The following is a 10,217-nucleotide window of genomic DNA, read 5'->3' on the forward strand; positions in this document are numbered from 1 at the left end:
GAAAACCCGGGCGCCCTGCGCCAGCTGGTGCGGCTGTGCGACGCCAGCCATCTGGTGAGCGAGCAACTGGCCCGCTACCCGATTTTGCTGGACGAGCTGCTCGATCCCCAGCACCTCTACCACCCCACCCCGCTCGACCAGTACAAGCCCCAGCTGCGCCAGTTCCTGCTGCGCATCCCCGAAGAGGACGTGGAGCAGCAGATGGAGGCGTTGCGCCAGTTCAAGCAGGTGCAGCTGCTGCGCATCGTGGCCGCCGACATCGCTGGCGCCCTGCCGCTGATGAAGGTGAGCGACCACCTCACCTGGCTCGCGGAGGCGATCACCGAAGAGGTGGTCAATCAGGCCTGGGCCCAGATGAGCGAGCGCTACGGGGTGCCGCCCGAGGTGGCAACCAGCGGCCAGCGCGGCTTTGCGGTGGTGGCCTACGGCAAGCTGGGCGGCATCGAGCTCGGCTACGGCTCGGATCTCGATCTGGTGTTCCTGCACGGCGGTGACCCCAACAGCTACACAGATGGCCGCAAGCCCATCGACAGCCGCCAGTTCTATCTGCGCCTCGCCCAGCGGATCCTGCACCTGTTCAGCACCCGTACCCCCTCCGGGATCCTCTACGAGATCGATATGCGGCTGCGCCCCTCCGGCGACTCCGGCCTGCTGGTCTCGTCGCTTTCGGCCTACGAGCAGTATCAGCAAAACGAGGCGTGGACCTGGGAACATCAGGCGCTGGTGCGGGCCCGCCCCATCTATGGCGATGATGCGATCAAAGCCGAATTTGCCCGTATCCGCCGCGATGTGCTGGCCAAGGAACGCGACCTGCCGACTCTGGCCCGCGAGGTGCGCGAGATGCGCCACAAGATGCGGGATCACCTGCTGAAAGCGGGGGCTGGCGAGTTCGACCTCAAGCAGTCCCCCGGCGGCATGGTGGATATCGAGTTTATCGCCCAGTATCTGGTGCTGGCCCACGCCTGCGGCGAGCCCGATGCCCTCACCCGCTGGTCCGATAACGTGCGCATCTTCGATGAGTGCGTCATGGCGGGGGTGCTGACGCTGGAGCAGGCGGAGGGGCTGAAACAGGCCTATCTGGAGATCCGCAACCTCGGCCATCGCCTCAACCTCTCGGAGATCTCCCGCAAGGTGAGCGACGATCAGCTGCAAAACGAGCGCAACCATGTGCTCGCAGTCTGGCAAACCCTGCTGGGGGAGTAATTCCCGCCGACGACAATGAAAAGGGGCCCGCCTGAATTGCTTCAGGCGGGCCCCTCTCTTATCTCCTTGCGGCTGCTCAGCCGTGATCCATCACTGTCTCCACCAGCATGCTGTTGAAACGCTGATAGGCCTCTTCCTCAAGGAGTCCCGGATAGCTCAACACCCGCAGCGCATGACCTTGATAGTCAGGATGATAGGGTGGGTGGAGATGGGTATAGTCGTTGAGACAAAAGCCCAGCCCCTGATAGAAGCGCAGACGACGAATGGCAATCTCATCTTCTGGCGGATCGATCTCGAGAATGACGGTTTTGCCTGCCCGCTCGCAAAATTCGGCCAGCAGGCGGCGGCCGTAGTTGCGGCCGCGCAGCGCCGGATTGATGGCCAGATGTTCGATATAGATCTGCTCGCCACACGCCCACCAGAAGATGAAACCGAGCAGCAGGCCGTCCTGATAAAAGATTTGGCAGTGATAGCGAGGATCCCGCATCTTCTGTGGCTGATGCTGTGACTGGCGCTGCTCGTAGCGGGGAAAACTCTCGCCATAGATCTGCCAGACCAGCGGCCACGCCGGATGGTTTACCTCCCTAATCACTTCACTCTCAATCATCAGAACTGCCTCTCGTTTATTTTGCAGAACGTTCATCTATACATGAAAAGTTCTGCCACAGCATCCTCTGATGAAATAAAAGCCAGAACGCCAGATTAGCGGGCGCCATCCGGTTGCGAGACAAACAGCTGCTGGCTGCCATCGGGCAACAGCGCCAGCACGCTTTGAGCGGCCAGTTTTATCCCTGCCTGCTCAGTGGCCGGGCCGAAGTTGGCTATCAGTCGAGTGCCATCGGCAAACTCGCTCTGCTGCACCACTCCTCTTTTATCGAGCCAGCGAAAACCGGTGAGGGGCTGGTTGTAGAGCCGCTCATGCAGCGGGCGGAAGAAGGCATCGAGCCCCTTGAGATAGGGAATGCGCGCGCTGGCGCTATCCAGACTGAGGTTGAGCAGCGGCGGCACGTTGTAGAGCTGCTGCAACAGCTCGGTGACCTGACGGCTCTCCTTGAACTTGAGGCTATCCATCGTCCAGTGGTGGGTGGTCACTATGCTGTCGTGAAAAACGCTCTGGAGCAGCGGCAACCGCAGCGCCGGATCGAAGTAGAGCCCCCGATACTCAGGTTTTAGGTGACTCTGGCGAAAAAAGAACGCGGGCTGATGCTCCGGATACCAGGCCCCCAGATAGTAGGGAGAGCGCTTGTTGCGGCGCATATCGGGATCCTGCCAACCAAAGCCGCTGGTCTGGGGGCCGTGGGCAAAGGCCGCGGTGCGGTTGGCTACCGCGCCGCCCTCCTCGGAGCCCACCAGCACCCCCTGACTCTTGGCAATCCACACCATCCCGGCCATCCGGTTTTGCGCATCCTGCGCCTGACTGGTCGGCTTGGCCGGGTCGAAGTCGTCAAACACCATGCCGGTCGCCGCTACATCGAGGAACCAGCTGTTGTAGTGGTTTGCCTGCTGCAACCAGGGTACGCGCTGCTCCATCACCGGACGCACGCAGGCCTGATTGGTGTAGACGCCGCTGTTTTGAAAGCCGCTCTTGCGCCGTCCATTCTCCAGCATGATGCCGCAGCGCAGATAGATATCCTGCCCCATCTGGGCGGTGAGCCAGCTCTGCTGGCGATTCCCCTCCGACAGCGCGGTATCGTAGGAGTCGTAAGGGGCGATGAGATAGCCCGCCTGTTTGGCAAATTCAATCCCCTCTGGCGCAGCAAAACCGGCGGTCCACTGGGGCAGCCCCAGCCAGAGTTTGGGTAGTCCAGCCTGCTTGAGAGCAACGATCATCTTGGCAGAGCTGCCATCACCCCAGCTCTGCGGCTCGTTGAGCGCAGCCCCCAGTTGCGTGGCAGCCAGCGTGCGCCGGGTGGCGAAATCGGCCGGTTGCTGACCCGGATGGCGCAGCGCAAGCGCCTGCTCAACTCCGGTCAGCACCCGGTTTTGCAGGTAGCGGTTGTGCTCAAGATCGGGCGCTTGCAGCGCCGTTTTACTCTCCCCCTTGAGCCAGTCGGCGGGGATCAGGCGGCGCAACTCGGGCCAGCTCTTCACATCCTGTGGCACCAGCAGTCGCTCGCCCCAGAGGTAGAGGTGAGAGGCGCCGATCAGCCGCTTGCCATCCGGTACCGCCGCCAGCTTACTCTCGAGCGAGACCAGCTCGCCCCGTGCCTGCAACCAGCTGCGATAGGCCTTGGCCGCCGCCAGCCAGTCATTGCCCGGTTGCAGCGACACCGCCACCTCATAGGGGTCAGCCAGATTGAGGCGGTTGACGCTATGGGTCGCCGTCAGGGCAATGCCATCTTGCTTCGGAGCAAAGGTGAGCCGGTTGTTGAAGGGGTTGGCAAAGAGGATCGCCAACTGCTGATCGCCATGATCCAGCCCAACCACCGGCAGGGTGAGATTTTCGGTGGTGTTGATCCCCTGATACTCCTGCGCCAGCGCCTTGCGCCACGCAGTGTGCGTAGCCGGAATGCGGAATCCCTCGTGGATCGGCAGCATCAGCGCCTGCGCCCCTGCCGGCACCCGCGGCCATACCAGCTCACCTGCACTCGCACGGCTCAGGCTGAGGATCAGGCGATTGCCCTCGAGACGGGCCGAGGCTCGCACCTCACCATCAGAGCTGGTCAGCCAGTTGGCACGTACCCCCTCCTGCTGCAAGGCGGTGACAGGCTGACGCGGGCCGGGAGAAGAGATGGCAAGGTGCTTGCCCGATGGCAGCACAGCCTCGGCCGCCAGGGTGGCGGGATCCAGCTCGATACGCCACTGATCGTTGGCAAGGGTCAGCGCCTCGGCAGGCAGGGAGAACAGCGGCGCCAACAGCAGCAGCGGGCGGATCCGGCTCGCTAATTCGGGAAGAAGAGTCATGGTCGGTGATTCCTGATAACACACGGGAATCGCCATTTCAGCAGATCGGCAGCCTGCGATTGTCAGGCCAATGTCAGGATTGCATGCACCTGCCTATCACGATGCGCATTAATCCACTGGCCCCGCCTGACTGTGGCTTAGCTGCAACACCAGCTGGCCGCGCTGGCTGGTCTGCACCAGCGAGAGGGTGCGCCAGCTGTCGGGCGTGGCGGCAGGCCAACCCACCTTGCCATCGAGAGGCAGGCGGTTCCACCAGAGCAGGGAATATTGCGGGCGAGCCAGCACCGCCTGATCGAGCCAGAGCGGCGTACAGGAAGCGGGATTGGCGGGGGGACTGGCCACCGCCAGCGGCGAGCGGGAGAGCCAGTCCAGATCCTGCACCGCAGGCAGCGGCAGCGCTACCTGCCACTCCTTGCCCGCCACCGCCAACCGCAGCAGATAGAGTCCGGCTGGCAAAGGCGTCGGTAGATCGGCCCCGACAACCCTGACCCCTTTATTCTCTTCCGCCTCCCACTGGGCACCTGCCAGTCGGTCACGGCCAGCGGGATCGATAAGTTCAGCGGCGGTGATGGGCCCCTCCCCGGTCAACTGCACCCGAAAGTCCCGCAACAGCGGCGCATCGCGCTGGATCAGCTCAACTCGCAGCTCGCTCACCCCATCAGGCAGAGTGAGCGGGAAATCCTTGCCGCAGTGCTGGGCACTGAGCGCGGCCAGCATCCCCTGCCAACTACGGCGCTCGGCATCGCTGTTAAGGACAGGCCAAGCCTGCTGCAAAGATTGCCAGGCGTGCCGGTTATCCCCCTGCAACAGCGCCAAAGTAGCTGGTTGCAACGGGTCAGTGCGTTCGGTTTCCATAAAGTGTTCGGTTGCCATCACGCTGCTTACGTTTAGAAGGCCCAGGTTCAGAAGGCCGCAGCTTAGAGCCAACAGCAGCGCGGCCAGTATTGCACGCTTCACGCTGACACCTCCAGCCGGTAGCCGATGCCGCGCACCGTCTCGATAGCCAGTCCGGGCAGCTTCTGGCGCAGTTGCAGGATATGGGTATCAACCGTGCGGGTGGAAGGAAACGCCTGATAGCCCCACACCCGGTTGAGGATCTCCTCCCGGCTCAGCACCCGCCCCGCCATCCGCACCAGCAGGGTGAGCAGGGCAAACTCGGTGGGGGTAAAACTCACCTCCGCATCCTGCCAGCTCGCCTGCATCCGGGCGGGGTGGAGCTGCAAGCCACCCACCGCCTGAGTGCCATCCCCCAGCTGACGCAACTGGGCCCGGATCCGCGCCAGCAGCTCGTCGTGGGAGAAGGGTTTGGTCAGGTAGTCGCGCGCCCCCGCATCGAGCCCGGCCACCCGATCGCTCACCTCCACCCTTGCGGTGAGCACGATCACCGGCAGCGCCTTGCGCGCCAGCCACTGGGGTAGCCAGTCGAGGGCATCCCCCTCCGGCATGGTGCGATCGAGCAACACCAGATCCGCCGCCAGCCACTGCTGCTCCGCCGCAGCCAGGGTGTCGCACCAGAGGCAGCGATACCCCTCGCGGGTCAGATAGCGTTGCAGGTTCTCCGCCAGCAATGCCTCGTCTTCGACAAGTAGGATGGTCTTCATGATTCGGGGTCGCTCCAGAGTTGGCAGGGCAGCGTCAGGGTGAAGGTGGTGGGCGGGCCGGATAGGGCGAGGCGCCCGCCAAGACGGCGCAGCAGATGGCGCACGATGGCAAGCCCCAGCCCCAGACCATCGGCACGGGCACCGCGGCGCAGCAGGGTAGCGAGCCGATAATTTGGCAGCTCGCCGCCATCGCTGACTGCGAGGCTCAAGCGCCCCGCCTGCCAGCTGGCACAGATCCGAACCGGCGCACGACCATGCTGGCTGGCATTGCGCAGCAGGTTGTCGAGGGCGAGCTCGAGCCAATAAAAGGGGAGCGCCAGAGTCATCTCCCGCTCAAGGCAGAAGGTAGCGCCATGCCGCTTGCAAACCAGGGTGAGCCACTCGGTGAGACTGACCGCAACCCGCTCATCCTCGAGGGTCTCTGCCGCCAGATAGTGGCGACTGGCCTGCGCCAACTGATGCAGACGGGCGACACTGCCCAGCAGCTGACCCACGCTCTGCTGGGCGGAAGGGGGGAGCTGGTCGAAATCGTGGCGCAGCTCCTCGCTGATACCGGAGAGCGCCATGATGGGAGTACGCAGCTCGTGGGTCAGCATCTGCAACGCGACGCGCCGCTCCCGCAGCAGTCGCCAGCGCTGCCAGCTGGCCCATCCCAGCAGCAAGATGAAACCAAGGGAGCTGGCCAGCGCCAGCAACTGCCAGCCAAGCGTGGGGCGAGTATTGAAGCAAATCGCTCCGACTCGCTCTTCACAAGTACCAGCAGTACGACTATCCAGCGTCACGCCGAGCCGCTCGGCCAGCGGTTGCCACTGCCCGGCGCCATAGCGACGCCACTGCCCATCGGCAAGCAGCCAGAGTTGGCCCGATTGCAGCAGCCAGCGCTCGCCCCGTAGCAGGGCATCGAGGTTGTCATCGCCGAGCTCGCCAAGCTGCCCCAACCGGTCGCGCTGCTCCCGCACATGGAGCAGAGCATCGAGCCCAGCCGCCGGATGATCAGCCAGCCAGCGGGCAGCGCTGGAGCCGCCAAGCGGATAGACGGGGTGAGCGGCAAACCAGCGGGTCGAGGGCGCAGCCCCTTGGCCACAAAGCGCCCGCAGCAGCGGCAACCACTCGGCAGGCAAGTCATTCTCTGTCCCGCACTCCTGCTGATAGCGATTGATGGCCTGCAACTGGCGCAGCGGATAGCTCTGCCAGGCGGGATAGAGGGAGTCGGGAGCAATCAGGCGACGGTCGAGCCGCTGCACCTCGTCAAGAGGCAGCGTATGTTCGGGAACCTGCCTGGCCAGTGCGTCCGCCAGACGATCTGCCAGCGGCCCGGCCAGCACGGGATACGCCATGCCGTAGCAGATCAGGGAGCAGAGCAGCAGGATCAGGCGCATGGATTCAACTCGAGATGACTCCGGATGAAGACACAGCAGATCACTGCGCCATAAAAAATGTCAGCGCCATTTTTCAATGGCGCTGACATCCGGTCAACCGCTAACGGCATTGGCGCGGCTCCCGCCAGCCCATATGAACCGTCACCTATTTGAACAGTCCCTTGAGCAGCTGGTCAGCCACCCCTTTGACGGCTTCATTGTCGGCCTTGTCCCCCAGCAGCTTCTTGAGGCCGCGTTCGGCCTCCTTGCGCGCCTTATCCTCCAGCAATTTGTTGTTGCTAAGCAGTGCCTTCACATCGAGCTGGTAGCTGGGGGCCTGCCAGTGACCGCCGATCCGCACCGGAATGGTGATCTCCTTCAGCTCATCCACATCCTTTCCTCCCTGCCCCTTGCTGCTCTCGACAATGGAGGTGAGGAACAGGAAGTCGAGGCTCTCCGGCACCAGCGCCGTCTGCCCCTCGCCCTTGACCCGCAAGGCCGGGGCAAAGAGCTGGATATCGTTGCTGCGGGCGATGCCGTCGGCAATCTGGAAACTGGCGGTGAGGGCGCTGAAGTCGGTCTTGCGCGCCTCCTTCACCTGCTCGGCCCCCTTGCCGGTGAGGGTAGCCCGCGCCTCGCGGATCATCTCCGGCAGGTTGATGCCATGCAGGGCACCGTCGCTCAGTTTCAAGGTAACCTTGCCCTGCATCCCGTTGCGCAGTGCCAGCGCGGAGAGACCACGGCCCTGCACCTGCACATCGAGATCGCCCTTGCCCTCCAGCAGATCACTCTGAGCCAGAGTCTGCAACAAGGGGCGAATGTTCACTCCGGCCACCTGCTTGTGCACCTTGTAGGTGGCGGGCTGCTGGCGTGCGTCGAGTACCCCGTTCGCGCTTACCTGACCGCCAGCCACGGTCGCGCTGAACTGTTTGAGCGTGAGCAGTCCCTTGGCCAGAGCCACCTGCAGATCGACTGCGCCGAGATCCAGCCCTTTCAGACGCAGGCTGCCGAGTTGCAGCCGACCATCCAGATCCACACCTTTGAGCGCGCCCAGATCCGGTTCAACCGCGGAGAGGGCTTCGCTCTTGCCGGTTACCGCTTTATTGTCACTTGCAGCGGCATTTGAAGCACCGGCTGCCGGTTTGTCCTCTTTCGCCTGCGCTGGTGTGGTCGGTACCGATTTGGCGAGCCATTTGTCGAGATCCAGCTTCTCCCCCTTGAGATCGAAGCTGATTGCGGGAACGGCACCAAGCTGCACGCTTCCATCACCACTCAGCAGCGCCTCATCGGCACTCATCACCAGCTTACTCAGGGTAATCAACTGCTTGTCGAGCTCGGCACGGGCAAACCCGGCCAGTTTCAGCTTCATCTGCGGGCGTGGCAGCGCATCACCTTCCAGCGCTGCCGTCAGCAGCACATCGGAGAGCTCGGCCAGCTTCATCCCCTTGTCGAGCCGCCCCTTGAGCGTTCCTTCCAGCGAACCAGCCAGTGAAGCTTGCAGCCCCTCTACCTTGGCACCTTTCAGCGCCAACGTGAGGTTGCTCCACTCACCAAGGGCCAGTCTGTCTCCCTTGATGGAGAAACTGTCGAGTCGCAGGGATGGGTCACTCAGGCTGCCACTGAGGCTCAGATCTTTCAGTTCACTTTCCATCACCTCCTGCGCCAGCTTGATCTGGGTCTGCCCTTTAACGTCGAAAGCGAGCTTGTCGGCACTCCCCTTGGCGGCCAGCGTCACGGGTACCCACTGATCGGTGGCCAGCTGCCCCATATCGAGATCGAGGCGATCCAGTCGCAGCAAGGTGCCGCGGCGATCATCCTGTACCAGCGCACTGGCCTGGGAGAGCGCGACACCCTGCAAGCTGATCTGCCAGGGCTTGCTATCAGCGGCTGGCGCAGGGGTTGCGGGGACGACCGGTTCGCTTGCATCAGCAGTGGCATTTTTGATCAGTCCGCTCAGATTGGAGCTGCCATCCGCCTTGGTCTGGATAAAGAGATGGGCGCCACTCAGGGTCACCTTGCCGATCTCCAATCGATGTGAGAGCAGCGGCAACAGGGCCACCGAGGCCTCGCCTTGTTCGAAACGAACCAGATCCGGCTCGGCAAAACCGGCCGGATTGCGCAGAGCAACCTTCTCCAGCGAGAGGCCGAGACTCGGCCAGAAACGCCAGTCAATCTCTCCTGCCATCACCAGTTCCCGGCCTGTGCTCTTGCGCACCTGTTCAGCCAGTTGGGGCTTGAATTGATTGGGGTCGATAAGGCTTATCAGCGTCACTATGGCCAGCAAGGCCGCCACGGCGATGCCGAGCAAGATGAGAACTATCTTCTTCACGATATGCTCCTTGAATCCGGATCCACTGCTGACTATACCACTCACCGTCTGACGAATGGCGTCTGCGGGACAAAAGCGGACAAGGATGAGACAGGGATGGTCGCTACCAATCCCCATCGTCATCAGCAGGGATCAAGCTTGCAAAGAGGATTGCTGCAGCCGCGCCATCGCGGTGCGCGTCGACTCGAAAGCAAAGCGGGGCAAGGGAATATCACCGATCTTCAGCCACTGACAGGCGGCCACATCGTCAGCCGGCTGGATGACCGGTTTTTCACTCAGCTTGATGGCGAAAAAGGTGTCACAGGTGTGATAGGTGATGCCATCGTAGGGATAGATATTGGGGAAGGAACCGAGATAGGTAAAAGGTTGGGCGCTAACATCGAGCCCCAGCTCCTCCTGCAACTCGCGCACCAACGCCCCCTCCAGCGACTCGCCGGGATCGACAAATCCGCCCGGCAGATCCAGCAACCCCTTGCCCGGATTGCGGGCACGCACCGCAACCAGCACCTCGTCCTGCCAGCAAAGCGCCACCATCACCGCCGTCGCCACATTCTGGAAAAAATGAAAACCGCAGCCACAACGAAGCTCTTTGGGGCTGACGCTCTGCAGGGGTTGACCGCCGCATTTTGGACAAAACATGGGCTATCTCCGACGAAATAAAGCGCCATTTTAAGCTGTTGCGACCGTTTTTTATGAGTAAAACAGACGGGGAAGACGAGGAATTCAAAGGGATAGTAATAAAACGGGGCAATTATCAGGCTATTTGCTGATTTTCAGACAATAAAAAACCCCGCTCGATGAGCGGGGTTTCTTGTATTGGGT

8 protein-coding genes are annotated in these 10,217 nt (G+C 62.4%); 1 reads left to right on the top strand and 7 read right to left on the bottom strand.

The features are described 5' to 3' along the window. On the top strand, nt 1-1,203 hold a 1,203-nt coding region (glnE, locus tag L972_RS22020), incomplete at its 5' end, for a bifunctional [glutamate--ammonia ligase]-adenylyl-L-tyrosine phosphorylase/[glutamate--ammonia-ligase] adenylyltransferase (protein ID WP_047439932.1). Between the two features lie 76 nt (nt 1,204-1,279). Here the strand turns inward: glnE and L972_RS17540 are convergent. The 7 genes from L972_RS17540 to L972_RS17570 form a co-directional block, all read right to left on the bottom strand. Further along, entirely contained in the window at nt 1,280-1,810 is a 531-nt protein-coding gene (locus tag L972_RS17540) for a GNAT family N-acetyltransferase (RefSeq protein WP_047439914.1), read from the bottom strand. A gap of 95 nt (nt 1,811-1,905) precedes the next feature. Beyond that, nucleotides 1,906-4,107, bottom strand: coding sequence for a glycoside hydrolase (locus tag L972_RS17545; protein WP_047439916.1), 2,202 nt, complete (start codon nt 4,105-4,107; stop codon nt 1,906-1,908). A gap of 108 nt (nt 4,108-4,215) precedes the next feature. Next, a complete protein-coding gene (locus L972_RS17550; protein ID WP_231560948.1) occupies nt 4,216-4,980 on the bottom strand; it encodes a DUF2861 family protein in 765 nt (254 codons plus the stop codon). An 80-nt stretch (nt 4,981-5,060) separates the two neighbouring features. Next, nucleotides 5,061-5,708, bottom strand: a complete 648-nt coding sequence (locus tag L972_RS17555) for a response regulator transcription factor (RefSeq protein ID WP_047439921.1) — start codon at nt 5,706-5,708, stop codon at nt 5,061-5,063. Further along, entirely contained in the window at nt 5,705-7,087 is a 1,383-nt protein-coding gene (locus tag L972_RS17560; RefSeq protein ID WP_047439923.1) for an ATP-binding protein, read from the bottom strand. Before L972_RS17560 ends, L972_RS17555 begins: the two co-directional genes overlap by 4 nt. 145 nt (nt 7,088-7,232) lie before the next feature. Beyond that, a complete protein-coding gene (locus tag L972_RS17565; protein ID WP_047439925.1) occupies nt 7,233-9,395 on the bottom strand; it encodes an AsmA family protein in 2,163 nt (720 codons plus the stop codon). A 132-nt stretch (nt 9,396-9,527) separates the two neighbouring features. After that, nucleotides 9,528-10,034, bottom strand: coding sequence for an NUDIX hydrolase (locus tag L972_RS17570; RefSeq protein WP_047439928.1), 507 nt, complete (start codon nt 10,032-10,034; stop codon nt 9,528-9,530). Between the last annotated feature and the right edge of the window lie 183 nt (nt 10,035-10,217).

The sequence above is a fragment of the Aeromonas sp. ZOR0001 genome, assembly GCF_000801015.1.
GTDB classification, from domain to species: Bacteria; Pseudomonadota; Gammaproteobacteria; order Enterobacterales; family Aeromonadaceae; genus Aeromonas; species Aeromonas veronii.

Bases quoted from the DNA above. Each gene is read 5' to 3' on its own strand.
- L972_RS17550 (WP_231560948.1), bottom strand. From the start codon at position 4,980: ATGGCAACCGAACACTTTATGGAAACCGAACGCACTGACCCGTTGCAA.
- L972_RS17545 (WP_047439916.1), bottom strand. From the start codon at position 4,107: ATGACTCTTCTTCCCGAATTAGCGAGCCGGATCCGCCCGCTGCTGCTG.
- L972_RS17555 (WP_047439921.1), bottom strand. From the start codon at position 5,708: ATGAAGACCATCCTACTTGTCGAAGACGAGGCATTGCTGGCGGAGAAC.
- L972_RS17560 (WP_047439923.1), bottom strand. From the start codon at position 7,087: ATGCGCCTGATCCTGCTGCTCTGCTCCCTGATCTGCTACGGCATGGCG.
- L972_RS17570 (WP_047439928.1), bottom strand. From the start codon at position 10,034: ATGTTTTGTCCAAAATGCGGCGGTCAACCCCTGCAGAGCGTCAGCCCC.
- L972_RS17540 (WP_047439914.1), bottom strand. From the start codon at position 1,810: ATGATTGAGAGTGAAGTGATTAGGGAGGTAAACCATCCGGCGTGGCCG.